Origin of the sequence: Gordonia sp. SID5947, assembly GCF_009862785.1 — a bacterium.
GTDB lineage: Bacteria > Actinomycetota > Actinomycetes > Mycobacteriales > Mycobacteriaceae > Gordonia.
In genome coordinates this window covers 811,432-837,734 of sequence record NZ_WWHU01000001.1, presented here as the reverse complement: position 1 = coordinate 837,734, position 26,303 = coordinate 811,432, and the positions used below count along the sequence as shown (strand labels likewise).

26 protein-coding genes are annotated in these 26,303 nt (G+C 64.7%); 14 read left to right on the top strand and 12 right to left on the bottom strand.

The features are described 5' to 3' along the window. Positions 1 to 23 precede the first annotated feature (23 nt). From GTV32_RS03900 to GTV32_RS03890, 3 genes are all read left to right on the top strand, one after another. Positions 24 to 959 (top strand): NADP-dependent oxidoreductase, encoded by a 936-nt coding sequence (locus GTV32_RS03900; protein WP_161059022.1) that lies wholly within the window; start codon positions 24 to 26, stop codon positions 957 to 959. Positions 960 to 1,244: 285 nt separating this feature from the next. Then, complete coding sequence (locus GTV32_RS03895; protein WP_161059021.1) at positions 1,245 to 1,748, top strand: hypothetical protein; 504 nt, start codon at positions 1,245 to 1,247, stop codon at positions 1,746 to 1,748. Between the two features lie 55 nt (positions 1,749 to 1,803). After that, entirely contained in the window at positions 1,804 to 2,514 is a 711-nt protein-coding gene (locus GTV32_RS03890) for a DUF6319 family protein (RefSeq protein WP_161062321.1), read from the top strand. Positions 2,515 to 2,633: 119 nt separating this feature from the next. Here GTV32_RS03890 and GTV32_RS03885 read toward each other — a convergent pair whose 3' ends face one another. After that, a complete protein-coding gene (locus GTV32_RS03885) occupies positions 2,634 to 3,197 on the bottom strand; it encodes a CGNR zinc finger domain-containing protein (RefSeq protein ID WP_161059020.1) in 564 nt (187 codons plus the stop codon). A 101-nt stretch (positions 3,198 to 3,298) separates the two neighbouring features. Between GTV32_RS03885 and GTV32_RS03880 the strand changes: the two genes are divergently transcribed. Then, positions 3,299 to 4,474 carry an epoxide hydrolase family protein gene (locus tag GTV32_RS03880; protein ID WP_161059019.1) on the top strand — a complete coding sequence of 392 codons (1,176 nt, stop codon included), beginning with the start codon at positions 3,299 to 3,301 and terminating at the stop codon, positions 4,472 to 4,474. 49 nt (positions 4,475 to 4,523) lie between these two features. Here GTV32_RS03880 and GTV32_RS03875 read toward each other — a convergent pair whose 3' ends face one another. Next, positions 4,524 to 4,997, bottom strand: coding sequence for a helix-turn-helix domain-containing protein (locus GTV32_RS03875; RefSeq protein WP_161059018.1), 474 nt, complete (start codon positions 4,995 to 4,997; stop codon positions 4,524 to 4,526). Positions 4,998 to 5,218: 221 nt separating this feature from the next. On the opposite strand from GTV32_RS03875, the gene GTV32_RS03870 reads away from it, so the two are divergent. After that, positions 5,219 to 6,652, top strand: a complete 1,434-nt coding sequence (locus GTV32_RS03870; RefSeq protein ID WP_161059017.1) for a DHA2 family efflux MFS transporter permease subunit — start codon at positions 5,219 to 5,221, stop codon at positions 6,650 to 6,652. Between the two features lie 81 nt (positions 6,653 to 6,733). Here GTV32_RS03870 and GTV32_RS03865 read toward each other — a convergent pair whose 3' ends face one another. Both GTV32_RS03865 and GTV32_RS03860 read right to left on the bottom strand, forming a co-directional pair. Continuing rightward, complete coding sequence (locus GTV32_RS03865) at positions 6,734 to 9,148, bottom strand: LuxR C-terminal-related transcriptional regulator (protein ID WP_161059016.1); 2,415 nt, start codon at positions 9,146 to 9,148, stop codon at positions 6,734 to 6,736. After that, on the bottom strand, positions 9,135 to 10,952 hold the full coding sequence (locus GTV32_RS03860; RefSeq protein WP_161059015.1) for an Hsp70 family protein: 1,818 nt from the start codon (positions 10,950 to 10,952) through the stop codon (positions 9,135 to 9,137). The genes GTV32_RS03865 and GTV32_RS03860 overlap by 14 nt, the downstream gene beginning before the upstream one ends. Before the next feature lie 426 nt (positions 10,953 to 11,378). Here GTV32_RS03860 and GTV32_RS03855 point away from each other — a divergent pair, with 426 nt between their 5' ends. From GTV32_RS03855 to GTV32_RS03835, 5 genes are all read left to right on the top strand, one after another. Then, on the top strand, positions 11,379 to 11,912 hold the full coding sequence (locus tag GTV32_RS03855) for an IniB N-terminal domain-containing protein (RefSeq protein WP_161059014.1): 534 nt from the start codon (positions 11,379 to 11,381) through the stop codon (positions 11,910 to 11,912). Positions 11,913 to 12,116: 204 nt separating this feature from the next. Continuing rightward, a complete protein-coding gene (locus GTV32_RS03850) occupies positions 12,117 to 13,265 on the top strand; it encodes an IniB N-terminal domain-containing protein (protein ID WP_161059013.1) in 1,149 nt (382 codons plus the stop codon). 182 nt (positions 13,266 to 13,447) lie between these two features. Continuing rightward, entirely contained in the window at positions 13,448 to 14,167 is a 720-nt protein-coding gene (locus GTV32_RS03845; RefSeq protein ID WP_161059012.1) for a hypothetical protein, read from the top strand. 71 nt (positions 14,168 to 14,238) lie between these two features. Next, positions 14,239 to 16,140 carry a dynamin family protein gene (locus GTV32_RS03840; RefSeq protein WP_343287201.1) on the top strand — a complete coding sequence of 634 codons (1,902 nt, stop codon included), beginning with the start codon at positions 14,239 to 14,241 and terminating at the stop codon, positions 16,138 to 16,140. Further along, positions 16,124 to 17,641 (top strand): dynamin family protein, encoded by a 1,518-nt coding sequence (locus tag GTV32_RS03835; RefSeq protein WP_161059011.1) that lies wholly within the window; start codon positions 16,124 to 16,126, stop codon positions 17,639 to 17,641. The genes GTV32_RS03840 and GTV32_RS03835 overlap by 17 nt, the downstream gene beginning before the upstream one ends. A 55-nt stretch (positions 17,642 to 17,696) precedes the next feature. Here GTV32_RS03835 and GTV32_RS03830 read toward each other — a convergent pair whose 3' ends face one another. The 5 genes from GTV32_RS03830 to GTV32_RS03810 all read right to left on the bottom strand — a co-directional run bounded on the left by GTV32_RS03830 (position 17,697) and on the right by GTV32_RS03810 (position 20,898). Further along, positions 17,697 to 18,452 (bottom strand): SGNH/GDSL hydrolase family protein, encoded by a 756-nt coding sequence (locus tag GTV32_RS03830; RefSeq protein ID WP_202422904.1) that lies wholly within the window; start codon positions 18,450 to 18,452, stop codon positions 17,697 to 17,699. 217 nt (positions 18,453 to 18,669) lie between these two features. Further along, on the bottom strand, positions 18,670 to 19,131 hold the full coding sequence (locus GTV32_RS03825; RefSeq protein ID WP_161059009.1) for an SRPBCC domain-containing protein: 462 nt from the start codon (positions 19,129 to 19,131) through the stop codon (positions 18,670 to 18,672). Positions 19,132 to 19,140: 9 nt separating this feature from the next. Continuing rightward, entirely contained in the window at positions 19,141 to 19,788 is a 648-nt protein-coding gene (locus tag GTV32_RS03820; RefSeq protein ID WP_161059008.1) for a dihydrofolate reductase family protein, read from the bottom strand. Between the two features lies 1 nt (position 19,789). After that, positions 19,790 to 20,128, bottom strand: coding sequence for a metalloregulator ArsR/SmtB family transcription factor (locus GTV32_RS03815; RefSeq protein WP_161059007.1), 339 nt, complete (start codon positions 20,126 to 20,128; stop codon positions 19,790 to 19,792). 173 nt (positions 20,129 to 20,301) lie between these two features. After that, complete coding sequence (locus GTV32_RS03810) at positions 20,302 to 20,898, bottom strand: hypothetical protein (protein WP_161059006.1); 597 nt, start codon at positions 20,896 to 20,898, stop codon at positions 20,302 to 20,304. A gap of 735 nt (positions 20,899 to 21,633) precedes the next feature. Here GTV32_RS03810 and GTV32_RS23775 point away from each other — a divergent pair. After that, positions 21,634 to 21,768 (top strand): hypothetical protein, encoded by a 135-nt coding sequence (locus GTV32_RS23775; RefSeq protein ID WP_272918222.1) that lies wholly within the window; start codon positions 21,634 to 21,636, stop codon positions 21,766 to 21,768. A gap of 3 nt (positions 21,769 to 21,771) precedes the next feature. Beyond that, on the top strand, positions 21,772 to 22,518 hold the full coding sequence (locus tag GTV32_RS03805) for an SDR family oxidoreductase (RefSeq protein WP_161059005.1): 747 nt from the start codon (positions 21,772 to 21,774) through the stop codon (positions 22,516 to 22,518). A 1,131-nt stretch (positions 22,519 to 23,649) separates the two neighbouring features. Here the strand turns inward: GTV32_RS03805 and GTV32_RS23770 are convergent. Next, a complete protein-coding gene (locus GTV32_RS23770) occupies positions 23,650 to 23,796 on the bottom strand; it encodes an SDR family oxidoreductase (protein ID WP_272918221.1) in 147 nt (48 codons plus the stop codon). Further along, entirely contained in the window at positions 23,793 to 24,023 is a 231-nt protein-coding gene (locus tag GTV32_RS23765; RefSeq protein WP_272918220.1) for an SDR family NAD(P)-dependent oxidoreductase, read from the bottom strand. The genes GTV32_RS23770 and GTV32_RS23765 overlap by 4 nt, the downstream gene beginning before the upstream one ends. Before the next feature lie 612 nt (positions 24,024 to 24,635). Here GTV32_RS23765 and GTV32_RS03795 point away from each other — a divergent pair. Next, on the top strand, positions 24,636 to 25,073 hold the full coding sequence (locus GTV32_RS03795; RefSeq protein ID WP_161059004.1) for a hypothetical protein: 438 nt from the start codon (positions 24,636 to 24,638) through the stop codon (positions 25,071 to 25,073). Continuing rightward, positions 25,073 to 25,378, top strand: coding sequence for a hypothetical protein (locus GTV32_RS03790; protein ID WP_161059003.1), 306 nt, complete (start codon positions 25,073 to 25,075; stop codon positions 25,376 to 25,378). The genes GTV32_RS03795 and GTV32_RS03790 overlap by 1 nt, the downstream gene beginning before the upstream one ends. A 157-nt stretch (positions 25,379 to 25,535) precedes the next feature. Here GTV32_RS03790 and GTV32_RS03785 read toward each other — a convergent pair whose 3' ends face one another. Next, positions 25,536 to 26,192, bottom strand: coding sequence for a hypothetical protein (locus tag GTV32_RS03785; protein WP_161062319.1), 657 nt, complete (start codon positions 26,190 to 26,192; stop codon positions 25,536 to 25,538). Between the last annotated feature and the right edge of the window lie 111 nt (positions 26,193 to 26,303).

Below are 26,303 nucleotides of genomic sequence, written 5' to 3'. Positions count from 1 at the left end.
CCAACAGGAGGTATGACACGGACATGCGAGCAATCACCTATTCCCGCTTCGGCGGTCCCGACGTCTTGGCGCTCACCGATTTGCCCACACCCAAGGTGGGGCCGGACTCAGTCCTGGTGCGTGTCCGTGCATCGAGCGTCAACCCCGTCGACTGGAAAGTCCGCGAGGGTTATCTCGACGCGATCATGGACACGCTGTTTCCGGTGATCCCTGGCTGGGACGTCGCAGGTGTTGTCGAGCAGGTGGGCCTGGATACTCCCGAGTTCGAGGTCGGAGACGAGGTCTTCGGTTATGTACGCAAGGACGCCGTCGGCGGTGAGGTCGCGGGCGGCACATTCGCCGAGTTCGTGGCCGCGCCGGTCCGCACCCTCGCGCGCAAACCGGCGGCCTGGTCGTTCGAGGAGGCAGCGGCGGTGCCACTCGCCGGACTCACCGGCTACCAGACGAACCACCGCGCGGGCGTTCAGTCGGGACACACGGTCCTGGTACAGGCCGCCGCGGGCGGTGTCGGATCGTTCGCGGTCCAGATCGCACGGTCCATCGGCGCACGCGTGATCGGCACGGCTTCGGAAGGGAATCACGACTACCTGCGCAGCCTTGGCGCCGAGCCGGTGACCTACGGCGAAGGACTCGCCGACCGCGTTCGCGACCTTGCACCTGAAGGCGTCGATGTGGTCCTCGACTATGTGGGTGGTGAGGCTCTCGACTCGGTTCCGCAGGTATTGCGCACGGGCGGGACCGTCGCATCGATCACCGATGCACGAGCGCGTGACGAGTTCGGCGGACACTACGTGTGGGTGCGTCCGGACGTCGCGGATCTCACCGAGCTGGCCCGACTCGGTGACGCGGGAAAGCTGAAACCTGAGATCGCCGAGGTGTTCGAACTCACCGATGCCGCCGCCGCACATGAACGCAGTGCGTCAGGCCATGTGCGGGGCAAGATCGTCGTACGGGTCTGAGTGCAGGCTGCGCGCCGCCCCCGCCGATGGGTAGGCAAGCCCCGCCGTCCGCCTCGCCGATCGAGTAGGCACTGAGCGTCGCGAGGCGCCGTATCGAGATCACTTGCGATGCAAACGCTCTCGATACGCGCGCTCGCTTTGCTCGCTGGTTACTCGACCATCGGAAGGGCACGCTCGCGGGCCACGCGACCGCCGGAAGGGCACGCCACCGACTACTCGACCAGGCGTATATCCGCACATGGCATTGTGAGATCAGTCCAACCGAACACGCCGACGGGAGTTCTAGTGGCCAACGATTACAAATCGCCTGCCGCATGGTCGCTGATGGCTCGGGCCGTCGCAGAGGCAACCGATCAGGGCATCCGAGCGGCGCGCGGCCACGACCCGGAGGGATTCGGTGAAGCCGTCCACCACCTCGAGACCCACACCGATGCCGCTCGCGCTGTTCACGCCCACATGGTGCGTGAGCTACTCGAGATGTCGTACCAGGATGGCCTGAGCGGTGACGATGTCTCCGACGTACTCACCCGTACCGTAGGAGGCGCCGGACTGTGGGATGCGCCGGTCGAACCCGCAGCGGTCGTGGTGGTACTCACCGGCGCTCTGGGTGTGCGCGAGCACTCGGACAGCGACGACGATCCGGCACCGCCCATCCCGCAGGCGGCAATCGTCGGCGCCGCCATTCTTGTCGCCGCCGACCTGGCGGCAGCCGCGGGGATCGATCACGAGCCTTTCCTGGTGCGCGCTGTCGAGGAGATCCGCCGCGCGCAGACGGTGGAGATGCCCTGAATCGTGTGAGTGGGTCAGTGCGCCGAGCGTGCCTCGTTCGCACGCGTGTGCGAACATGTTCTGCGTGAATTCGCGCAGAAGGACTGGATTGACTCCCGACGACCTGGCATCGCTGTCCGCGGGACTCGCCGCGGGAAAGCGCGTCACCGTCTATCTTCGTGATCCGATGCCGTCGCTCGGCCTGGACGCTGGAGCGTCGGCCCGCGTCGTGTCCATCGACGGTTCCACGGTCACCGCGAGCCCGAAGGGCGTCGACGATCAACTGCCGTTCGAAGCCGACGAACTGCACAGGACTCGTGCGGCAGCAACCTCGACCACTCCGCCGCGTCCGCGACCCGCCAAGGCGGCGCCGGCACCCGCAGCCTCAGCAAGTGGCGCCACGCCCGAACCGAAGCCGGAACCCGGACGCACGAAACCCCCAGAGGCGAGAACAGTGGAACCGAAACCCGTTGCGGCGAAAGCTGCACGGCGTACGAAAGCTCCTGCCGCAGCGGTCGGTGTCACCATCACGTCTACCGGCGAGGGTACGTGGACCATATCGATCTCACACGGCAGCAAGAGGCATGGCAAACCCACAGAGGCGACGTCCGACCGGGTGGCCCGCGCGATGCGCGAACTCGGGGACGACGCGGCGATCAGTGCGGTCGACGGTGTCATACAGTCGGCGCGGGCAGCGGCCCAGAAACGAATCGACGAGCTCAGCCACGAACTCGAAAGCGCCCGAGCAGCATTGGCTGATCTCGACGGTTCGGAACGGGTCGGCTGACGTCAAGTCGGGAACGACGTGCGGGTGCCATTCGAGGTCGACACGAGAGACCCCGAATCAACCCCAACGCTCGATCGTCGGCTGCCTCGCGGATGATGAGCCCCGCCGGCCGAAGCCGCTCAGACTCTCTTGCGCTGGTTGGCATTGAAACGCGCCTTCTTCTGACGGTTCCCGCATGTATTCATGTCGCACCATCTGCGGCTACGGCTTTGACTGGCGTCGAAGAAGGCGGCCTGGCAGGTCGGCGATGCGCATAAGGCCAGTTTTCCGTCTCGTTCGCCTGCGATGATGCTGATCGCGTCGGCGGCGATCACGCCAAGGGCGTCCTCTATGCCGGAGCCCGAGCCGAGCCGCCACTGCCGATGGCCGTCGGGCGTCAGGATGGCCGCGGCCCGTCCCTGCGCGCTGCGTTCGTTGATCACGCGAACCGCAGACGCGGGTAGGGCGTCCTCGACAGCAGCCGCAGTCATGGCGGCATGCAGCGCTTCCCTCAGTTGCCGAGCGAGTTCGAGCTCGGTGGGGGTGCAGGACGCGACCTCGAGGCCGTACACCGCCAGCCAGTCGACGAGGCGGGACGGCGTGGGGATGCGCTCCACGGGCTCGCCATGCCGCTCACTCAGCGTCCCGGTGAAGCTGGTCGCCAGCACATTGCCGAGACGGAACTCAGGAACCTGCGCGGTCATGGAACCACCTTAGCCGGTTGCGCAGCACCGGGCATACTGATAGAACCGTCTTAGGCGGTTCTATAACTCGACCCGCGTTCCGCCGTAGCCCAGGAGAGCCGATGTCCACACAGACGTCCAGCGCCGTGCGCGCGTTCACATCCCATGCGGCTGACGCCGAACTCGACGACCTCAGCGGGCGACTGGCCGCCACACGACTGCCCGAAGCCGAGACGGTCCATCGAGCTGCGCCCGACCCTCGCCGATGGGACCAGGGAGTGCCACTCACCGACATCGTCGACCTGGTGGACTACTGGCGTTGCGGATACGACTGGCGGGCATTCGAAACACGTCTTGACCGGCTCGGTCAGTTCCACACGACCATCGACGATCTGGGAATCCACTTCCTACACCGCCGGTCTGCGCGCGCCGATGCCACGCCGCTGATCATGACGCACGGCTGGCCGGGCAGCATTGCCGAGTTCGTCGACGTCGTCGACGAACTGAGCGATCCGAACGATGCGGCCGCACCGGCATTCCACATCGTCGTCCCGTCGTTGCCGGGTTTTGGTTACAGCGACAAACCCACCACCACAGGGTGGGGGACCGAAAAGACCGCGGCCGCATGGGTACAGCTGATGGACAGGCTCGGCTACCGCCAATTCCTGGCCCATGGTGGCGATTGGGGAGGCAACATCACCACGGTCCTCGGCGGTCGGTACCCGGCACACGTGCTCGGCATCCATACGACGTTCGCCGAGTCGCCGCCCGGGCTGACCACGGACGGACTCACGGCGGCCGAGCGTAGGTGGACCGAGGAGACCCGCGATTTCTGGCGCCACCGTGCGGCATACGCGAAACAGCAGTCGACCCGTCCGCAAACCATCGGCTACTCGCTCGTCGACTCGCCAGTGGGGCTTCTCGCCTGGATCCTCGACAAGTTCGCGGAATGGACAGACACCCAAGACAGCCCGTTCGAGACGATTTCCAGGGACAGACTCCTCGACAACGTCACCCTGTACTGGCTGACACGGTCCGGCGCATCGTCGGCCCGGATCTACTACGAGAGCCACAACTCGCTCGACCCAGAACTTCGTGTCGATGTCCCATCCGCCATCACCATCTATCCACGCGACATCGAGAAGTATCCACGCCCCTGGGCGGAGCAGCGATACCGACAGATCGTCAGATGGAATTCACCTGACGCCGGGGGACATTTCCCATCGCTGGAGGTTCCCGACTATTTCGTCAAAGACCTGCAAGAAGGACTCGCAGCGGTGCTGGCCGCTCAGCGATAGACGCTGGGACAGAATGATTGCCGGTCCGCGGACCGTCGGCCTCCGCTGGTCAGTGACGCTCCGGAAATGGGTCGCTGCGCGAGCCGGGCCCTGCGTGCACGCGGAGCGATCCACGAGTGACCGGTTCGCCGCACTCGGAGCACGCCGGCTCGACGGTCATCGTGTGCCCACAGCCACGGTGCGTGGTGATCACCGGCGGCCCGTCTGCGGCCGTCCATTTGTCACCCCATTGCCGCAACGCGGCGATCACCGTCCACAGATCGCGACCCTTGTCGGTCAGCCGGTAGTCATAGCGAATCGGCTTGTCCTGGTATGGCTCCTTCACCAGCACACCGTGTTCGACAAGCGTGTCGAGACGCTGGGTGAGGACGTTACGCGCTATACCCAGCCGGGTCGAGAACTCGTCGAAGCGGGTCACGCCGAACAGGGCATCGCGAATGATCAGCAGCGTCCACCACTCTCCGACGATCTCGAGGGATTGGGCCACTGAACAGTTCATCTCGGTGAAAGACGCGCGGCGCATGAGCCGATACTAGTGAGTTGCATCAAAGAACTCAACTCTGGTTACATCAGTTTCGTGAAACAACTCACCGACCCCGCGCTGGCGCCCACGTTCTGCGCGGTGCACGTCCATTCCCGCACTCTGTCGACTTCGGGCCGCTGGTCTGTCGACGACGTCAGCATGCGAGACGAGGCCGGCCGATCCATCACTTCGGTACGACAGAACATCACTGGAGGACAACCATGACGGCAATCGACCCGGTGGCGAACAGTGCCGCGCAACCTCGTACCGATTCGAAGGGGCCGGGCCGGCCAGGTGTGGTGCTGCTGATCTTGTCGCTGGCGGCGTTCATGGCGAGCCTCGACGTCTTCATCGTGAACGTCGCCTTCGATGACATCGGCCGCGACTTCGGCGGTGTAGGGCTGTCCGAACTGTCGTGGGTGTTGAATGCCTACACGATCATCTATGCCGCGCTGTTGGTGCCCGGAGGCCGGATCGTCGATCGATACGGGCGCAAGGGCGGTTTCCTGCTGGGGTTGGCGATCTTCACCGTTGCGAGTGGCGCATGTGCTGCGGCGGACGGGGTCTGGTGGTTGGTCGCGTTCCGGTGCCTGCAGGCAGTGGGTGCGGCCATCCTCACACCTGCCAGTCTCGGGTTGGTGGTCTCGACGATGCCGCTCGAAGTACGTGCCCGGTCGGTACGAATCTGGGCGGCCACCGGTGCTCTCGCCGCGGCACTGGGTCCCGCGGTCGGCGGGTTGCTCGTGGAGGCCTCATGGCGCTGGGTGTTCCTGGTGAACGTCCCCGTCGGCGTCGCCGCGTTGGTGGCAGGCGCGCTCGTGCTCAGTCGGTCACGAAATGACGCGGTGACCGATCTGCCAGACGTCCTCGGCGCCGCATTGCTCGCGATCTCGATCGGCGCCTTGACCTTCGGTCTCGTGCAAGGGCCTGAGTGGGGATGGGCGGACGGGATGGTCATCGGAGCATGGGTCGTGGCAATCGCATCATTCGTCGCCTTCATGATCAGCTCGGCACGACATCCGGAGCCGGTCATCGACCCGGCGTTGTTGCGAGTGCGAGCGTTCTCCTTCTCCAACATCACCGCGGTACTCTTCGCGATTCCGTTTGCCGGCGCGTTGCTCGCGAACATCCTCTGGCTGCAGCAGGTCTGGGGATACTCGGCGATCAAGACCGGATTCGCGGTCTCGACGGGTCCGCTGATGGTACCGATCTTCGCGGCGGTCGCGCATCGGTTGAGTGCACGTATTCCGGTGGGGGTTCTCGTGTCCGCGGGCTGCGTCCTGTTCGGACTCGGCGGCCTGACCATCGCGCTGTCCGTGGACGCGACGCCCGACTACGCCACCGAGATCCTGCCGGGCTGGTTGATCGGCGGTATCGGTGTCGGGCTGGCACTTCCGTCGATCCTGTCGTCGGCCACCGCAGACCTCCCGGCGTCTCAGTCCGCGACCGGAAGTGCTGTGGTGAACATGAGCCGACAGATCGGAATGGCGCTGGGTGTCAGCCTGTTGGTCGCCGTCATCGGCGCACCGGTCGGATATGCGGCCGCCCACAGCGCCTTCCAGGAAGCCTGGTTCGTGCTCGGAGGGGTAGCCGCGCTGGCTGCGGTCAGCGCCCTGGGTATGACGCCTCCCAACCGCGCCGCCACGGGAGAATGAGGCAGGCTTCCGGCATCTGGAGGCGCGGGGCGCGGACCGCGGTCTGGCGTCCGAGTGTGGACCCGCGGTATGACAACGTCGTCACACCGCGAGATCCTGTCCGAGGTGCATCGCCCGCAGCATCGTCAACATCTCGGAGCGCGTGTCGGCGCCGATACGGCGTCGGATACGGGCGGCGTGATGCTCAACCGTCTTCGCCGAGATGAAGAGGCGTTCGCCTATATCCCGGTAGGTGATCCCCGACAACAGCAGGTTCGCGACCTCGCGTTCGCGTTCGCTGAGCACGGCGACCGCTGATCTCACCTGCACCGGCGTCGCCGCGCTCGTGGCCGCGGAGTGGACGCGATGTGACCGCGCAAGCTGGAGCATCGCCCCGCTGGTCCGGGTGTCCGACGCAGACAGGGCCGCCTGTCCCGCCAGCCGCGCGGCGTCCCAGATGTGTCCGTTTGCCTCGAGTTCTCTTGTCGCAGAAGAAACTCGCTCGATGTCGACATCGCCTCCGAGTACTTCGACCCACACCCTGCCGGCCCGGGCGAGTACCGCCGCGTACGGATTCGTCCTCCCAGCGTCGGCCAAGGCATGTGCGGCCGGAACGACGTCGGTCGGTGCGTTCGCGTTGATGGCGGCGTGAACGCCGTGCCAGTGCGCGATCACCGACCACTGCGACGAGGGACCGAGCTGACCGATCAGGCGCGCGACGTCGCCGACCGTGGTGGCGATCCTGTCCGACCACCCGACCTGCGCAGCGGCCATCCGTATCTCACCCACGAACAAGAGGCCGAAGACATCCACCGTGTATTCGCCCAGCACGTCGATCGCTTCTGGCAAGACGGAGAGGATGACCGCCTCATCTCCGCGTCGGCGGGCGATCGCCACCCGAAGTGCCGCCAACGCGAGTGCATCACGGGGTGGCCGGACGACCGACTGGCCGGACGTCTCGACGAGCGCGTCGAGCTCCGAGGCGGCACCTTCCACGTCACCTTCGAACAAGGCCACCCAGATCAGCAAGATCTGGTGCCGCCGGCTGTGGTACGTCGGAAGATCGGCGACCGGAGCGCGAGACAAGACGGTTCGCGCCCTCTTCAGATTTCCTGTGTGCACGGCGAGGAGTGCGGCGGTGGCCGCCGCCGTGTCGGCGCAGATGCGGGTGGCCGCGCACTCACGGTCGATGCCGGCAGCTCGGATGAGTGTGTGCAGGGCAGCGGGGGAGGACCCGAACATCGACGACGCCAGCCCCCGCGCAACCATCACTTCCACGGTCGCCGACGTCTGCGGACCGATGCCTGCGAGACCGGGGTCGGCGAACTCGCCCAGATCCCGCAGATCGCCACCGGCGGCCGCGATCACGGCCCATCGCGCTCGGGTCGCGCTGCCGATGGCATCGGGCGATGTGTGGTCTGAGGACCATTGCGTGAGGCAGGCGGCGCGCTCGGCATGGCCGTTCAGCTGCGCTGTCACCGCCGCCAGATCGGTGGCCCGCACACGTTGTCTGTCATCGACCATCGGCCACAGCGCGTCGAGAAGACCGCCGACGCCGGTCAGGGTACCGGCGCGGATGAGCTCGGCGACCTCGTCCAGGCGTGCATCGACGGACCGTTCCACGCCGTCAGCGGACAGCTTCGCTGACAGGTGTGTCGTGATGCCGCCGTTGCGACGCCAGAGTTCTTCGAGTGAACGCTCGACCTGGGCGGTTCGACGGCGGCCGAGGGTGGCGATGGCCTGGCGGTGTACCTCTGCGGTGAGAAGGTCACCGCCATCCAGAAGGCCGTGGCATCGAACCACATCGAGGACTTCGGCGGCTCGATCGAAATCCAGATCCAGCACCTCGGCGACGTCGGTGGTGCCCACGTCGACACCGAGAGTCATCAACGCCATGACCGTGAGCTCGGTTTCGGTGCAGGTGCCGAGTCGCTCGCGAATCTCACGGACGACAGCCGCATCCGGGAGCGCACCGTCGGGACCGGCCGCCAGCGACGCGACCGCTGCGTCGACGAGGCACGAAACTCCGGCGGTGAGCTCATGGACGTGCGGGGAGAGTGCGGGATCGGCGTGCTGGACCACCAGGTCCGCGATCTCGCCATGGGACAGCGCACCGAGCCGCACGGCCGGGGCTTCGCGGGTGAGTGCTCCGATCGTGGATTGGAGTCGGGAACGGCGCCGCCGGGGGCGGGTCGCGGCGATCACGATGTGCGTCCCCTGATACACCAGCTCGGTGAGGGCATCAAGGTCAGCGTCCCCGAGCTGATCGAGGTCGTCTATCAGCAGCACGTCGACATCTGTTTCCGTGCAACGTAATCCGGCTACGACTGTGAACCCGTGCTCACACAGTCGGTTCCCCACCGCGTGCAGCAGGCGGGTCTTACCGGAACCGGACAGTCCGATGATGAGTCGCGTCGCCGGTCGCCGGGATTCGGAGATCAGCGGCACCACGATCGATTGGCACAGCACCTCGCGTGACGATGTGCCGGCCGACCGCGGTCGATCACTCTGCGGCATCGGTCCCATTGCCCGTTCTCACGTTCGGATCGGTGCCACCGCCGGAACCGGCGCCATCATCGGTGCCGGCGCCACCGCTGTTTCCCGAATCGGTGCCGCTGCCCGTTCCCGTGCCGGTGCCGCTGCCAGTTCCTGAGTCGGTGCCACCGTTGTTTCCCGCATCGGTGCCACCTGAACCGACCTGCGGCGTGCTGATCTCGGACGGCACCTCGGGAATCGGTACCTCCGGGGTGCTCTGCTGTGCCGTCTCCTCCGGTTGGGTGACGACTGGCGGCTCGTCCGTCACCCCGTTCTCGACGTCAGGAGCTGACGTCGGGGTCTCGGTCGTCGTGACCGATGTCGGCGCTTCGGTGGGCGTGGTCGGGTTGTCCCCGCCGGACATCGCAAGCGCCGAACCACCGACCGTCACCACCAGAGCGACCGCCGCCCCCACGATGATGGCGGCCCGTCGCCGTGTCTTCGGTGGCGAAGGGTCCTCGTCAGGTGCTGCGTGCGGCGCATCGTCGGCGAAGCGCAGCACAGGACCGGACATTGCGGAATCGGCGCCGGTCTCGGGGACTCGGCTGTCGGGCCCGTCGTCGAGGACCGACCTGGCGGACGACGGATCAGATGATGCCGTGGGCTTCGAGGTGGCACCCGCCCGCCCGGGGCGCGGTCCCGTCGGCGACGGGTCGGAATCCGGTTCAGCCGAGGTCGCGGTCGGGGACGCCGCCGTACCGACCCACCCGACCGAGGCGACCGGGGCGACCACCGGCCGGGCCCGTGTTGCCGCCAGCATGGCAGCCCCGCGCGCCGCCGAGGTCGCCGGATCTTCGTCGACCAGTATCGGGAGGTGAAACTCGCCGGACAGGTGTTGCGTGGTCAGTCCTACCGACGCGCCTCCACCGATGGCGGCCAGCGCGGTGAGTTCGGACGTCGACCGCCCCGCGCGCGCCAGGATCTCCCTGATCGCCGAAGGAGGCCGACCGAGCGAAGGCACCAGAAGGTCTTCGAGCTCGGTCCGCGTGATCCGGACACCACCGCGGTAGACAGGGAGGTCGACGTCTACCACCGCAACTGTCGACCGCGAGAGCTCTTCCTTGGCAGCGACGCACCGCCGACGGAGGATCGTGAGGGCCGATGTGAGATTCGGATCAGCTGCGACCATGACCGTCGGGTCATCGATCGTCTCGCCGAGGACGTATCGCATCACCGCGTGGTCGAGATCGTTGCCGGCCGGCTCCTCGATACGGACCGCGTCGCCGACCGTCGTGCCGTCGACGGCATCGACCACGGCGACGGTGGTCCCCGACGCTCCGAGGTCGGCGATCGCGAGCAATCCGGCCTTCGGGTAGTCCTCGAGCTCGCGGAGACGCGCCAACGCGCACACAACGTCCGTTTCCGATCGCAGGTCCGACGGGAGCCCGGCATCGCGACATGCCGCGTCCAGAACCGTCCTCTGGTGGGACGACCACGCGGCCGGATACCCGACCACCATCGGCGGAGCGGACGGAAACCGATCGGCCGTGGCCGCCGCAATACTCTTGATCGCCGCGGCGGTGAGCACTTCGGCGGGCCGTCCCAGACCGTCCGGTCCCGCGATCGGCACCGGGTCACCCACCCGGTCCACGAAACCCGTGATCGTCAACCCACCGGCCGCAACTCGAGGGTTCTCTTCTGCAGTACCGCATTCCGTCGGCCGGCCCGAGTTGTGCGTCGCATCGACGGTCACGGATGCGGAGCGCTGTAGGCAGGGTTCGCCCGCCGGGAAAGTTGCGGCGTGCAGGAATCGGCTGCCAAGCGTTATTCCGAGTGCGGTCGCCATCGGAGCCCCCTCGGGGTGCGAGTCGTGGTATTGAGGGTGATCGCGTCTGTGGTCACCTCTGTGCACCATTGAAATGCCGAACGACCTGGGGGTCGCGAGTAGCGCACTACTCAAGTCAGACAATCCGGCATGGGGATCCCCGATGACCTACTCGGTTTTCGACACGGAAGTCGGGTGTATGCCCCGTGCCCTCGCGCCCCGCCACACGATCCGACCCCCGATTCCCCCTGGGCGCATGCGGGCAGAACCCCGTACGAAGCGGAACGTCCTGCGGATAGCATCGGAAGCACGATCGGCCACCGTGTGTGGTGACAGAAGCTGTGCCACAAACTGTTTCGATGCCCGATGCCGAGACGGCCAAGGTTCGCACCGAACAGGCCGGCGGATGTGGGCATCGCATGCCGCCGGATCGAGAAGGAGGAACGCGTGCCCCGATCGACGTTTCTCGAGTTCGTCACTGCTCTCGCCCATGATCCCGAAGTGGCCGCCGCCTACGCGGCGGACCCGGCACGGGCACTCCGGGATGCGGACCTGCACGACGTGTCAGCCTCGGACATCTCTGCACTGATACCGATGGCGGGCGGCACGGACGCCGGAGGACTCGCAGCCGTCGACGACAATGTGTGGCGTGGCAGTGAGGCATTGTTCGCGTTCGACGCCGTGGGCGGTCAAGACACCCCGATCCCGTCAGTTCCGTTCCCAGAGCCGGGAATGGACCACGAGACCCCGCCGGCACCGTGCGCTCAGCACGCTCCGTACGACGGTGCCGCATTCAATTGCGCGGAAGACGAATACGATCTCGGGTCGGATCTCGATCTCACCCCGACCGGAGCGTCTGACCCGTACCTCACCGCACTGATGACCACCCCCGACGCCGTTCCTGAGCACCCCGTTCCTGAGCACCCCGTCGCGGAGTGGTCCGTGCCGGACCCCGTCGACCATTCGATCGACCCGCTTTGATTCGGGGAGTCGCCCCGCGGCGCGGCCACCGAAAGGCGTCTGATCTCATCCGCCGCATCCCCTGCAGGCATCACCGACCCCCGATCGGAAGCCCCATACGCTCACCGCGACGACGGGGCCGTTCCCCGTTTGGGTTGAGCTCTCATCGATCTAGCGTTGCTGGCATGCCTCCACGAAAGGAGGCCGGCCCCTAGGAGATGCGAGATGCCACAACGCGACACGATCGACGAGGAACGCAACGCGCTCGTCCAGTTCATTCTCGGCCTCTTCGGCGATCAGGCCAAAGCGGAGGCATTCAACGAGAATTCGGGGAAGTGCCTGGCCGACGCCGGGTTGAAGGACGTCACGCCGCAGGAGGTGCGACAGGCGGTGCACGAGGTGGCACAGACCGTTCCGGCGCCCAATGGCGGCGGTGGTGGTCACTGGGAACCGCAGATTCCCAGCCACGGCAGCGCTGCCGGCATCATCCAGAACATCACGAACAACTACTACCAGCAGTTCAACACCATCATCGGCGACAACAACCATCTCGACGCTCGCCAGACCAATGCCACCGGCGATGGATCCGTCGCCATCGGCGGCGACAACCACGGGGACGTCGCGACCACCGGGGGCACCGCAGGTGAGAACAACAAGACGCACAACACCGAGGACAACGACACCACCGATGTCGACAAGTCTGTGCACGGCGACGGCAGCGGAAACACATCTGCCGCCGAGGTACTAGACAACTCGCACAACGACAGTCACGACTCGGTCGACGTGAAATCTGCCGCCGGCGGCGGGCAGGGCGGCACGTCCGCCGGAACCACGCCGGCGGGCCCGGCAACAACGGCTCCGACTGTCGCGGCGTCTGCCTCTGGCCCATTTCATCCGGCGGCGATCGCGCTCGACCCGATGCCTGCGACTCTCGCGGTCGCTGCCGGTGGCGATCTCGAGGGATTGCAGCACATCGAGCCGTTCAGCCGGGTCCCGCAGACGCTGGTGGGCGACGCCGAACCGACAACCGACGCCGCACGTCCGGTGACGATGACAAGTGAGGACCTGACGTCGCATCACGACACCGTTCCCGATTCAACCGTCGGTATCGATGAACCGATCGATCCCGCGACGTCGATCATGCCGGACGACCCTCTGGCCGATCCGGCGACGGACCACGTCGGCTACGGCGAGGCGTTCGACGTCGGCTCCGGTGCCGGCGGGGCGACGGACACCTCCTTCCTTCCGGATCCCGCACACGACGTGCCTGACTACGACAGTGCCGGCACCACATACGTTTCCGATCCTGGCATCTCCGTGGCACCGACGATGAGCGATGCCGTCATCGCAGACGGTGTCGCCGACGGTGCCTGACCCTTGGGGGGCGGGGCGCGACACCCCCGTCGAACGGCGAACACGAGAGGGGGCCAACCCCGTTTCTCCCAGCACGATGCGACGCCTAGCGTCTACGACACTCCCGAAACGACCAACCGAACACCCGACCATCCCGACACATCAACCCACCCAGGGTAATTCGATCAGACAAGGACAAGACGATGACGAACCAATGGACCGCAGGCGCCCAGACCACCAATGTCGACAGCTCGACCACCTCCTCGGGTACAGGATCGGTGGCGATCGGCGGCGACTCGACCGGCAACATCGCGACCACCGGGGGAGTCGCCGGCGACGGGAATGTCGTGGGCAACACCTTCGACAACGACACCACCAACGTCGACCAATCGGTGCACGGCAACAACAGCGGAAACACCCAGAACACCCACATCGAAGACAACAGCACCAACGACAGCCACAACACGCTCAACGTCGGCGATGCCGGGGACGGTGGCGCCGGTGGAGCTGGTGGCCAACAGGGATTCTGGGCCGGTGGGGGAGACGGTGGCCCCGGCGGCGACGGCGGGGGGATCTCACTCGACCACATCAACCTGGGTTACGAGCGCGGAGGAATCACCAGCGACAACAGCAATCACTACACCGAGACGCATGATCGTCACGACATTCACGATTCGTTCAACGATCAGCGCAGCTACGACTCGCACGATGACAACTCCACCAACGACTCCTACAACCAGGATTCGCACGACGTGTCGAACACCAACTCCGAATCCGGTCTGCAACTGCCGGATCCGGGCGACCTGATCGGTGGGGTGGCCGGCGGGATCGGTGCCGCCTACGGAGGAGCCGCCGGTGCCCTCGGCGGCGCCGCCGGAGACGTCGCGGACGCGATCGGCGATGCGTTCGACGACATCTTCTGACCGCCGGTGACGAGCGTCCCTCGCGGCTACTCCGACTTCGGCAACGCCGGACGAGTGGCCGCGAGGACGTTGTGAGCGCACCGCCCCTCATGTCCACACCCGACGTATGGGAGATCGCCATGGACGCCAACACCTCCAAGGTCTGCCAGATCATCGACCGATTGAGCAACCTCGCACGTGATGCCGGACGAGAGGACCTGCGGAGCCGAATGGCATCCGCGAGCCGGCGTGTGATGGACCCCAGCGCGCGCGTGGTGGTGGTCGGTCAGCTCAAACAGGGCAAGAGTCAGCTCATCAATGCGTTGCTGAACGTCCCTGTGTGTCGAGTGGGCGACGGGGAGACGACCTCGACGATCACCACGATCGGTTACGGGGAGGAGCCGCATGCTCGGCTGGTTGTCAGCGACTCGTCAGGCATCGTGGAATCTCCTGGCGCAGAGGAAGCCCCGGTGCAGACGGCAGGGGAGCGCACCATCCCGATCCAGATGGACGATATCTCGCGCGATCTGTCGCACGCCCCCGAGGCGGCCGGCGAACAGGTCCTGCGGCTCGAGATCTTCGTGCCCAGCCCATTGCTGCAGCGCGGTATCGTCCTGGTCGACACGCCAGGTTCCGGGGGCGTCGGATCGCCGCACGCCGCAGCCACTCTGGGGCTGCTCGCCGCATCCGACGCGATCATCGTGGTTTCCGACGTGAGTCAGGAGTACACGGCACCGGAGATGTCCTTCATCCGCCAGGCCACCGAACTGTGTGACAACGCGCTGTGTGTGGCGACCAAGACCGACCTGTACCCGATGTGGCGCGACATCGTAGGTGCCGATGTCGCGCATCTTCGTCGACAGGGCATCGAACGCGATCCCTTGCCGGTCTCGTCGTTGTTGCGCTCGCATGCCATCCGGCTCAACGACCGTGAACTCAACGACGAGTCCGGGTTTCCCGGCATCCTCGACTTCCTGGAGAACCGGGTCCTGACGCAGGCGAGTACCACCATGCAGCGGGTCGTGATGAACGAGATCCGGTCGGTCACCGATCATCTGTCGCTGGCGATTCGGCCCGAACTGGATACCCTCAAGGACCCGAATGCGCGCGCGGCAATCGTCGCGGAACTCGAACGTGCTCGCGGTGAAGCCAAAGAGTTGTCGTCGCGCACCGCGCTCTGGCAGCAGGTTCTCGGCGATGGCATCGCCGATCTGTCTGCCGAATCCGACCACGACTTGCGGTACCGGACACGGAAGTTGCTCAAGGACTACGAGGCGCGGATCGATGCGGGTGACCCAGCCAAGTTCTGGGCCCAGCTGGGCGAGGATCTGAAGAACGACATCGCCGAAGCTGTCGGAGACAACTTCATCTGGACGCACGAGCAGTCCCTCGCGGTGGCCGAACGGGTGGCCGAGTCCTTTTCGGACGCGGGTGATGTTGCCATACCCCGGCTGGATCTGGCTGCGATCGGTCACGAGATCTCGCCACTGACCGGACTCACCGACCTCGAGCAACAGCCGACCGGTGTCGTGCACAAGGTCGTCACCGGCATGCGCGGGTCATATGGGGGCATGATGATGTTCGGCATGATGTCGACGATGATCGGCATGACGATGCTCAACCCGTTCTCGGTGGCCGCCGGCGTTCTGTTGGGGCGCAAGTCCTACAAGGAGGACGCAGAGATGCGCCTCACCCGGCGCCGCTCCGAGGCCAAGGCGGCCGTCCGCACATTTGTCGACGATGTTCTCTTCGAGGTCGGCCGGGAATCACGGTATCGCCTGCGCACCATCCAGCGGGTGCTGCGGGATCACTTTCGGGAGATCGCCGAACAGACCACGCGGTCATTGACCGAATCCATCAAGTCCGCCGAAGAAGGTGCGCGCATGCAGGTCGCCGAACGCGACGCCCGGATGCGCAGCCTGGAAACGAGTCTCACATTCCTGACAGAGGTGTCGGCGTGGGCCGCAGGAGGTACCCGTGAACACGTCGGATGAGGTGCGTCGCCTGCTCGACGACGCCATCGCCGTATACCGGTCGGACGAGCCGTGCGCCGCTGGGCCATCGGCAGACCTCGAACGGTGTGCACAACGCCTGTCAGAACCTCTGCGAATCGCGTTGGCGGGCGCGTTGAAGGCAGGGAAGTCGACATTGCTGAACGCGCTGATCGGCGAAGAACTCGCTCCTACCGACGCCACCGAGTGCACCAAGATCGTCACCTGGTTTCATCACGGATCGTCACCGTCGGTGCGGGCACACCACGTCAACGGCCAGAGCGCCGCGGTCCCGATCGAGCGTCGAGACGGTTGCCTGAACTTCGACATCGACGCTCTGGAGCCCGCAGCCATCGACCGCCTCGAAGTATCGTGGCCGACCACCGAACTGTCGAGGCGCACCATCATCGACACTCCGGGGACGGCGTCACTGAACGCGGACGTCTCCGCTCGGACAATGCGCCTGCTGGCGCCGGCGGACGGTGTGTCGGGGGCCGACGCCGTGGTGTATCTGATGCGAACCTCCACCGCATCGGACGTCTCCACGCTGGCGGAACTGAATCGGCAGGTCGGCGGTCGGGGCGGACCACTCGGTGTGGTGGGAGTCTTGTCACGGGCAGATGAAATCGGCTCTGGCCGGTTCGATGCGATGCTCTCGGCGAAGGAGATTGCCGCGCAGTACGCAACCGACCTGACGGCTTCCGGTCTGTGCCAGGCTGTCGTGCCGGTGGCCGGCCTGCTGGCACTGACGGCGCGGACACTACGCCAGCGAGAGTTCGCGGCGCTGTCGTCGCTGGCGTCTGCGACGCCAGAGGATCTGCAGTTGGCCATGCTGTCGGTCGACCGCTTCGGACGCGAACAGAGTCCTCTGTCGCTCGACCAGGAGACGCGGTTGACACTCGTTCGGCGGTTCGGGTTGTTCGGCATCCGCATTGCCGTCGTCCTCATCCAAGGCGGTGTGCGCGATGCGACGACTCTCGCCGATCAACTTCTTGAGCGAAGTGGGCTCACCGAGCTGCAGTCCATCGTCGACGTTCAGTTCGGCCAGCGCGCCGAGCAGTTGAAGGCGCACTCCGCACTGACCGAGCTGTCGCGGATCCTCTCCGCGTACCCGAACCCGGCCGCCCAGCACCTCCGGAACGCCGCACAGCGGCTGATGGGGGATGTGCATGGATTCGAAGAAGTACGCCTGCTGGGACTGTTGCGTTCGCGACGGTCAACTCTCACGGAGAGTGAGGCACTCGACGCGACTCGTCTCATCGGGGGATATGGGACGTCCGCCGACGATCGCCTCGGTTTGGATCCTTTCGAGACCATGACGTCTGGGCGATCGCGCGCCCTCGGCGCGGTACAACGATGGCGTGCGCGCGCCGACCACCCGCTCAACGACGCCTTCACCACCCGCGTCTGCAAGGCGGCCGCCCGCAGCGCGGAGGGTATCTGCGCGGAGATGGATACGGCCGCGCGCCGGGGCGCGCCGACGTCGCCGGCGCACAGGCCTTGACCAACCTAGGAATACCGAGACCTGGCCGGATCGGCCACCCCACCCAGCGCTCGGTCTACAAGCGCAGTGCCCGCAGGGTCACCTGGGCCATCTGCCGCTCGCCGAGCGCGTTTGGATGCACGGGAACCGTCTGGACATTGGTGATCAGTGGCTCTATCCAGCGCACACCCTGCGGTTTGCAGCTGTCGTGGCCGACCGACGCGGCTGCGGCGTCGACATAGCTGATGCCGGTCAGTCGCGCGGCCCCTCGGATCGAGTCGTTGAGCGTCGCCTGAATGCCGTGCATGTACGGTATGTCGCCGGGTGCGATCGGGAATCCTGGGCACGGCTGCACCGTGTTCGGCAGAATCCATGGATAGGCGACGACAGCCGTCCGAGCCAGAGGTGCGCGAGCGCGGATCGCCGCGAAGCTGCGCAACAGCTTCGGGAATGTCTGCCGCCGGATCTCAGAGGCTATGGAGTCTCCGTACATGGTGCGGCACGGTGATCCTTGTCCGGCTGTGGTGGCGGCTGCGGCAACACATTTGGCGACCGTAGAGCCGAAAACGTCACCGTCGTTGCCGCCGATCATGAATGTGACCAGCCGTGTCCGGAAGCTGAGCGCATCGAGTTGCGGGGGAAGGCCGGGGTACTGCGACCGGAAGAAGTCGTCCGTCTTTGCCCCGCCGCAACTCACGTCGGTCAGTCGCGCACCGGTTTGGCCGGCGATGAGATGCGCGTAGTTGATGCTCGACTGGGCGCACTGCGGGAGTGTTCCCGGCGCCGTGGGCAGGACACCGGAACCCGCCGAATAACTGTCGCCGAGATTCACGTATGTGAGTGACGGTCCGGGCACCCGCGGTGCCGCGGATACCGAACCACCCGGTATCGACAACGCAATCGCGGCGGTGGCAAGGATTGACGCCCCGATAGATAGTGCAGATGCTCGCAAGTTCACAAATTGAGATATAACACAGATCACATTTTTCGGAAGTGCTTCTGAGATGAACCCAGAAACGGCGTCCTTCGACCATGAAGTGGGTCGCCGTCTACGCGAGGTAGTTGCTGAGTGTTCGCAGCAGTCCCCGGGTGCCTTCTTCGCGGTTCGGTCCGTCCGCCCAGAACTGGTCGAAGAACACGCCGTGTTCAGTGTGGGTGAACCGCGTTCCATCGTCGATCGGATCGAACTCCACCGAGGCCACCGACGTCGACATGTGAACTCCGTCGAGCCACATGTCGTAGGTGGTGACGATGCGGACGTGTTCGACGATGTCGGTGTACGTCGCCTCGTAACGCGAGACCGGACCGTTGTGGAACCTGCCCTCGGCGATGTCGTGCCCGCCGACGCGAAAGTCGAACGCCCACTCACCGGGCTCGATGGCATCGTCGACGCCCCACCAGGCCAACTTCTGCTGCTCGTCCGCGAACGCGTCCCAAATGCGCTGGCGTGAAACAGGATAGTCGCGGGTGAGAGTGAACTCGGCTCGGGCGAGGCGTCGTTCGATCGTCACTTGTGCCTCCTACCGCGTGAACAGGACATGGATCGTGCCACTCTCGGCGACTTCAGTCTTCACCTTGTGGGTTTGGTCGAGACCGGGCAGGTCGTCCAACAATCGGGTACCCCGGCCAAAGGTGATCGGGGCGACCATGAGGTGCAGCTCGTCGATCAAGCCGGCGCGTAGGAACTCGCGCGCGGTGCCCACTCCGCCACCGATCCGAACATCGCCACCGCCCGCGGCGGCTGCTGCCTCCGCGAGGACGTCTTCGACTGCGCCGCTGCGGAAATGAAATGTCGTTCCGCCCTGCATCGCGATTGACGGGCGCGGCGCAGAGTGGGTGAGTACATAGACCGGAGTGCCGAACGGCGGATTGTCGCCCCACCAGCCCTTCCAGTCCGGATCGTCGGGATAGGTGTGCAGGCCGAACATGGCGGCGCCCATGATCTCGGCGCCCACGCCCTCGGATTGCGCGGCCGCGTAGGAGTCGTCGATACCGGTGGTGCCGACTCCACTGGTGTCACCGAGGACGCGTTCGCGAAACGTGCGGGTTGCGGCGTAGGCCGCCGTGAGCCGCCCCCAGTCCTCACCCATCGGGTCACTGGGGGAGTCGGCGGTCGAGGATACATAGCCGTCCAACGAGATGAACATGCTGGCGCGTACACGGGTCATTTCAGGTCTCCTTCGGAGTGACGCGGGTCAAGTGGATGCCGAGTCTGTCGGCCTGGTGTTCTGCGGGTGTTCGCTGTTCACCGAGCCACACGTGCACCACGTCGAGTGCACCCGGTCGAAGACTGACAGTGCGGACACGCCCTTGCTTGTGCGACAGCACAATCCCTGCGTCCTCAAGGACTCGCAGATGTTGCATGAACGACGGTAGTGCCATGGAAAACGGCGCGGCGAGTTCGGACACGACGGCAGGGGACCTCGCCAAGCGCTCGACGACCGCCCGGCGGGTCGGATCCGCAATGGCTCGCAATACCGTGTCGAGCTTTGCGTGATAGTTAGGCACATGCCTAAGTATTACGCGGAGGTCGATACAGGTCAAGAGTCGATCGGGCGGTCCACATGTGGGCAAAGCAACCTGGTCACCGCCGAAACAGCCCGCCCAGCACGAAGGTGTTCATCGACGAACGAGTGCGGCGAAGCGTACGGCCGACATGTCAGCGCTACTGCGACACCACTTCAGGCCGGCTCCATTGCGCGCTTGGCCTTCTCCAAGGCGGCTAGCGTACGTAGCACAGACCCGCGCTTCTCGGTCAAGTCGGACACCTTGGCCTTACCACTGAGTCCCGAGTCCTTTTGCGCAATAGCGAGCCGCTCCTCGATCTCGGCGAGTTGCGTCAGCAGGCCCTCGGCCCGGTTCGCGATGTTCGCGAGGTCGGGACGAGAGATGTTCGAGGGTCGACTCACTCCCGACGCGGCAGCCTGTTTCGTCGCGGTCGCTGCGTTGCGCTCTGTCTTCGTGGCGGTGGATGCCGATCGGGTGACGGAGGCCCCCTGCCGGCTGCGGGACGTGCCGCGCGACGGAGTACTTGTACGTGTGCGGGTCAGCTCGGCCGACGCCTCGCGAGCCGCGACTCGATGTTCGCGCTCTTCATCGTCATCGGACTCCACGGACCCGCCCAAGGGTCGAAGGCCGTAAAAGCCGACGAATTCGCGGGCCTCGGCGATGGTCTCTTCCGCTGTGCGGCAGCGTGCACATCGTGGTTCATTGCGGAAGTCCGCAACGTCGTCGTCGGACGAGCACCACACGCATTCCAGGCGAGTGACGGCGGTCATGGGAGCATCGGAAGCGAGGGAAGACACGGGTGAACAGAGTACGACACAGAGGTTTTCACTTCACAGCCAGGCTTCGCTTGGCTTCGGGCTGCGCACCATGACACGCGATCGAGCACCTACACAGATTCTCATGGGCTGGGCACTGTCGGCGGCCGAGGCGCCGACGGGGGATAGGGCATGTAGGGATTGTTTCGATCGCCTCGCCCCATCATTCCTGGGCCGACCATCTGGCCCGGTCCTACCTGCCCGTTGCGATGTCCGTCGCCACTGCAACCGCCCGATGACTGGCCTATCAAGAATCCAGAGAAGAACACAATCGCGACCACAAACACGATCCCAGCGACGATGCCAACCCACACAAGCGTGTGGGTGAGCCAAGCTGATCTGGAGTCTGGGGTGTTCACACCCCAGACTCTTCGCGTTCGCGCCTCTTCAGGGTAGGGACCATCGACCCTTTTCGATGACCCGAGAGACCCCGTCGCCGACTTCCGAGGTCTTGGCAGAAGTCACGCGCTCGCACGGGGTGCAAGTACTGGTTTTCGTCACGCTGGAGCGGCAGGCGATCTGCGTTGTTTGGCGCTTCGCAGCCGTCCCTGGCAGTGCGCTGTTCGATGCGATACGTCAATCGACGTTTGCCCATGATCGTTGTGACGATTGACTCTCGTCGGTGACAGCGGTCAGCGCTGAAGCTGGCAAGCAGACGAAACCCTGTCCACACCAAGAAAGGTGCGACCCATGGACGCGCTCACCGAGCACCGCCTGACCTACCCGATGCCGCCTGTCATCACCGAGCTTTTCCCAGCCTTTCCCAGTTTCAGGGCACGACGTATCGACGTCGACATCAGATGGACGAGCCAGCGAGGGCGGTGACACATGTCCCACTTACACGAACGCACCGCCTTCGTAACCGGTGGAGCACGCGGGATCGGTGCCTCCACAGCAAACGTGTTACATGGTGCCGGTATGAATGTCGTGATCGGCGATGTTCTGGATGGAACGCAGGTTGCGGACTCGCTCGGTTCTTCAGCGCGATTCGAACCGCTCGATGTCACCGACGCAGATAGCTGGCGGAAAGCACTTGCGCAGGCTGAGAACGCTTTTGGGCCGATTGACGTTCTCATAAACAATGCTGGCATCGTCGACTTCGGGGGGATCGAGTCCGTCACGCCCGCCAGGTTTCGCCGAGTCTTGGACGTCAACCTCATGGGAACGTTCCTTGGCATCTATTGCGCAGCAGACCAATTGAGTCGATCAGGGCAAGGTGTCGTCGTCAATGTTTCGTCTACGGCAGGCCTGCTCGGGTACCAGGGATTGGCATCATACGTAGCGAGCAAATGGGGCATCCGAGGCCTCACCAAGGCTGCAGCACTTGACTTGTCGGCCAAGGGTATCCGGGTCTGTTCTGTTCATCCCGGACCAATCCGTACTCCGATGACCGAAGGCATCGACGACGAGGTAGCAGCCAACCAACCTATCGCGCGCTTCGGACACCCGGAAGAAGTCGCCGCAATGATCCGCTTCATTGTCACCGAGGCGACCTACTGTACCGGCAGCGAGTTCATCGTGGACGGTGGCGCGACTACCGGGATAGGCCTCGTTGAAACCGTCGCTGACACGTAGGCCGACGTTCGTCAGCTTCCGCTTAGATGAGAATGGGTGAGGACAACGTGGCCGGGACATACAGTACTCAACTTCCGTCACCGGCTGCCGCCGGCGCGCATACCGATCGTCCCTACACCTGGATCTCAAAATGTGATCATTGCGATCGGCCGCTGGTGGTCAAAGCAGTCCCGGATCATCATGCAGCCATCGCTTTTGCGGCCACCAATGGATGGGCGGTTCGCGGTGACCGCATTCGTTGTCCGGGGTGCGTCTGTGCTGAAGGGTGACAACGCGGACGCCGGCAGCGACTCGTTCCACCCGTTCCGGGCAAGGCATGACACGGGCAGCGAATGTTTTCGGTCACCATTTCAGTGGGCACGCCCTGGGGAATGGGCTGCCGGAACTGTGTTGACAGTTTGTCTGACAATCTATCTCGCAATGGTTACGCCCGATGCCCGACCCGCATGTTGCAGGGTCGGGCATCGATCCCGCGGAGACCAGCCAGTGGACTCTCGGTCACGGTCGTGATGGTGGACAGGTATGTGAGCGGGGGTTGAATCTGGACTCGCACTCGAGCTTGAGTCCGAAAGGGTCGAAAAATGCCGCTGGCGGCCCAGCATCGGATTCGCCGAGCCCAGCCCCATCTCCAAAGCATTCCATCGGTGGACGAATACTCATCCGGGAGCATATGCGCGGGGAAAGTCGGCGTCTGGCATGTCGTCAACCTCACGTCGAACATCTCGTCGTCGGCGACACAATGTATTGCGCAGCAACATGTTCTGCACAGGTAACGTACTTTACGACAAAAGGTCAGTTCGGCGGGGGAAGGTCGATCGGCAGGCCCGGGTCGTCGGCGTCGGCGTCGGATGACACCACATCTGAGGCTTTGCCGCCGAGCCGAGATCCGGTGACAACAACCTGGGGAAGCGAAGGACAACGCACCCACTGACCTCACGAAGTAGGAGGGCAACTCCCACATCGTCTGTCACCCAACCGAATTGATGCCTCCCAACCCAGCAATTCTCACACCCCGCGACACCGATCGAGCTGCTCCGGCGAAACTCCCAACTGTAATGTCATCCGACAGCCTGAGAATGACCGGGCATACCGGGCCACAGCCAGGAGCTAATCGCCGTTTGGTGTCTGCGGTCACACGATGTTGCCGATGGAGCCGCCGTCGACGCCGTAAACGTTCGAGGTGACGTAGGAGGCGAGGTCTGAAGCGAGGAACATGACGACGTTGGCGACCTCCTCGGGCGTCCCGATGCGGGCTAGGGGAAGATTGCGGGCCTTCATTTCTGCTTCGATCGATTCCTCGCGGGGACTCCGTGGATGCCGGCGAAGGTGTCGGCGAGGCCGCCTTGCATGGACCACATCGGCGACACGGTGGCGCCGGCGGCGATGGCGTTGACCCGGATGTGTGGGCCTTCAAATTTCGCGAGTGACGTGGTGAACGACAGGACGGCAGCTTTTGACGCTGCATAGTCAGGTCCGCTCATACGCGGCAGCAGGTTGTCAGGCATTCCCGGGAACTCATTCGGCTTGAGGGCAGAAAATGACTCCTGACCCGCAGATTTGTGGGTTCATCCACCCTATATCAATTTGTCACTGTGACACTTTGTGGCGCGCACCGAGGCCGAATGCGGGCATGGACACTATGGGCGCCAGCGATCAAATCGCAAGAGACGGGCGCGAGGCGCTGCGCGTCGACCGCAGCAGCGTCAGCGCCATATCTACACGTGAAGTGGCACAGGCGTCTGATCGCTCTCAGGTTCTCGTGGATTCAGGTCGAATGTCGGACAGCTCTCATGTTTTCCTGGATTACTCTCAACATGTTTGGGATCGGACAAAGGTCCGCGAAGACGGCCACACTCGGGCGGTTTCTACTCGCCCTTCTCATGCCGATAAGATACATTATGTCAAGTAGACTCCTGCATTTTGCATCGGCTGCATCAGAGTGGCCACTCCTTCGGCCAAGCGGACCATCTGACCGCGCTAGCACCGGCTTCTCACGGGAGCTGTGGGTCCACGAGATGAAATCCCGGTCTATTCTCGCCGATTCGTGGCCTGTCGGTGCGTCGTCTGCCACTCGGTGCGTAATGCGCGAGTAGCGTCGTCCCATGAGGTGGGTGCGGGTGGCGTGGTTGGTCTTGGCTGTGCTCGGCGTGGCGTTTGCGGTGTGGAACGCCTTTGAACCTGCTGGGTGGGCGTCGATGTCGTGCGGCAAATCTGGCGAGTTGGACGAGCCTGGTGTTCACGCTGACGCTACGTGTGATGATCCGATGTGGTCGGCGTATGGCGCGTGGCCGCTCGTGAGGATCGGGGCGTTGCTCATTGCTGCACCAGTTGTCGCTGCGCTGGTTATGCGCTGGTGGGTCTCTTGGTTAGCAGTATTGGCGCTCGCAGCTTTGACCGTCTACGGGGTCGCGCATTGGACCGGATTCTGGGGATTACTGATGGTCGGCGGCGCCCCGATGACGGTGGCTGCCATGGTGATCGCGGCATTCCATCTCGGCGTGAGGGCGTACCACGATTCCGCCGCGGAGCCCCGCCGCGCAGGGAGACTCGCCTGATGCAATCCGACGCGCATCCCGATGACTGGCGTCCGGCGGCAGTCGACAGCCCCATCGACCTGGTAGTCGACCGAGAACTGTTCCAATTGGAAGTCAGGACCGGTGGCGAGTGCCGGTACACCTGGTTGTCCGGCCCGAACCCCGGCTACGGCTTCGAATCTTTCGGTCTGCATGTGGCGTGGCAGAGCGACGACGGACTGCCGCCCGCGCCACTCCCCCTCCCCTTGCCGACCATTCGCGACCATCGCGAGTCGATCCGAGACTTCCTCGCGAACATCAACCCCGAGACCGGCTATTTCGGCTGACGGTGGCAGAGCCGGCGGTCATCCGGTAGCTCGGAGCAGACACGATCACCAGCGTCGGTGGCTATGCTCTCTTCGGCGGGGATCCTCTTCCTCGCACTTGCCCTCCGATTGACCGTGTGGTTTCACAGGACGGCATGGCAAGACTGGTTCGGCCGTTCTACTTCACGCCGGACGGCACGACCTTGCCGTCGACCATCACGGTGACCTCGCCAGTCGTGGTGTTCTCGCTGATCTTGCCGTACTCGAAGGTCACCGCCTCCAGGTCACCCTCGGTGGTCGTGTCACTGGTGGGAACTCCCAGAGGGCCGGGCGAGCCGTTTTTACCCGTGATCGCCGGCGTGCCGTCCGGGGCCCGCTCGGTGTTCCACGCGTCGCGAATCTTGCCCGACGTGATGATGTATGCGGACGTCCCCGAGTCGTCGTTCTTCGCGATGATCACGCCGCCCTCGAATTGCTGAAACACCACGCCGCTCTCACGGGTCCCAGCGTTGTGGTCGCCGGTCAGTGGTTTGCCGAGAGCATCCTTCTGGACGTTGGTCGCCTTCGCGTACTTGACCGCGATCGGACCATGCAGTGTCACCTCAACGTCAGGTTCCCCGGTGATTCTCACCGCCGCCGGTTCCGCGTCGGGCGTCGTCTCCCCCACCGTGTCCGTCGTCGCATTGTCGCTGTGTGCCGCAGTCTCAGACGCAGCCGACGTGACCTGTGATGCGGCGTCGTCACTCTTGGCGTCACTATCGCAGGCAGCGGCGATGACCACGATCGCACACAGACTTGTAACGAATTTCGTACGGCGAGAGGCGATCTGCGTCATATAGCCCTTTCGATTGTTCGACATGGACGCCGGAGTCCCCGCTCGCGCGGCCTCCGCTGATGGTCACTGACCCTATCTCTCACTGCCACAAAGCAACGTTACAAGTAGCGC

What these genes read in the sequence shown, in the direction of transcription:
- GTV32_RS03900 (WP_161059022.1), top strand. Translation starts at nt 24, where the DNA reads ATGCGAGCAATCACCTATTCCCGCTTCGGCGGTCCCGACGTCTTGGCG.
- GTV32_RS03890 (WP_161062321.1), top strand. Translation starts at nt 1,804, where the DNA reads ATGTTCTGCGTGAATTCGCGCAGAAGGACTGGATTGACTCCCGACGAC.
- GTV32_RS03885 (WP_161059020.1), bottom strand. Translation starts at nt 3,197, where the DNA reads ATGACCGCGCAGGTTCCTGAGTTCCGTCTCGGCAATGTGCTGGCGACC.
- GTV32_RS03880 (WP_161059019.1), top strand. Translation starts at nt 3,299, where the DNA reads ATGTCCACACAGACGTCCAGCGCCGTGCGCGCGTTCACATCCCATGCG.
- GTV32_RS03875 (WP_161059018.1), bottom strand. Translation starts at nt 4,997, where the DNA reads ATGCGCCGCGCGTCTTTCACCGAGATGAACTGTTCAGTGGCCCAATCC.
- GTV32_RS03870 (WP_161059017.1), top strand. Translation starts at nt 5,219, where the DNA reads ATGACGGCAATCGACCCGGTGGCGAACAGTGCCGCGCAACCTCGTACC.
- GTV32_RS03865 (WP_161059016.1), bottom strand. Translation starts at nt 9,148, where the DNA reads ATGCCGCAGAGTGATCGACCGCGGTCGGCCGGCACATCGTCACGCGAG.
- GTV32_RS03860 (WP_161059015.1), bottom strand. Translation starts at nt 10,952, where the DNA reads ATGGCGACCGCACTCGGAATAACGCTTGGCAGCCGATTCCTGCACGCC.
- GTV32_RS03850 (WP_161059013.1), top strand. Translation starts at nt 12,117, where the DNA reads ATGCCACAACGCGACACGATCGACGAGGAACGCAACGCGCTCGTCCAG.
- GTV32_RS03845 (WP_161059012.1), top strand. Translation starts at nt 13,448, where the DNA reads ATGACGAACCAATGGACCGCAGGCGCCCAGACCACCAATGTCGACAGC.
- GTV32_RS03820 (WP_161059008.1), bottom strand. Translation starts at nt 19,788, where the DNA reads ATGACCCGTGTACGCGCCAGCATGTTCATCTCGTTGGACGGCTATGTA.
- GTV32_RS03810 (WP_161059006.1), bottom strand. Translation starts at nt 20,898, where the DNA reads ATGACCGCCGTCACTCGCCTGGAATGCGTGTGGTGCTCGTCCGACGAC.
- GTV32_RS23775 (WP_272918222.1), top strand. Translation starts at nt 21,634, where the DNA reads ATGGACGCGCTCACCGAGCACCGCCTGACCTACCCGATGCCGCCTGTC.
- GTV32_RS03805 (WP_161059005.1), top strand. Translation starts at nt 21,772, where the DNA reads ATGTCCCACTTACACGAACGCACCGCCTTCGTAACCGGTGGAGCACGC.
- GTV32_RS23770 (WP_272918221.1), bottom strand. Translation starts at nt 23,796, where the DNA reads ATGAAGGCCCGCAATCTTCCCCTAGCCCGCATCGGGACGCCCGAGGAG.
- GTV32_RS23765 (WP_272918220.1), bottom strand. Translation starts at nt 24,023, where the DNA reads ATGCCTGACAACCTGCTGCCGCGTATGAGCGGACCTGACTATGCAGCG.
- GTV32_RS03790 (WP_161059003.1), top strand. Translation starts at nt 25,073, where the DNA reads ATGCAATCCGACGCGCATCCCGATGACTGGCGTCCGGCGGCAGTCGAC.
- GTV32_RS03785 (WP_161062319.1), bottom strand. Translation starts at nt 26,192, where the DNA reads ATGACGCAGATCGCCTCTCGCCGTACGAAATTCGTTACAAGTCTGTGT.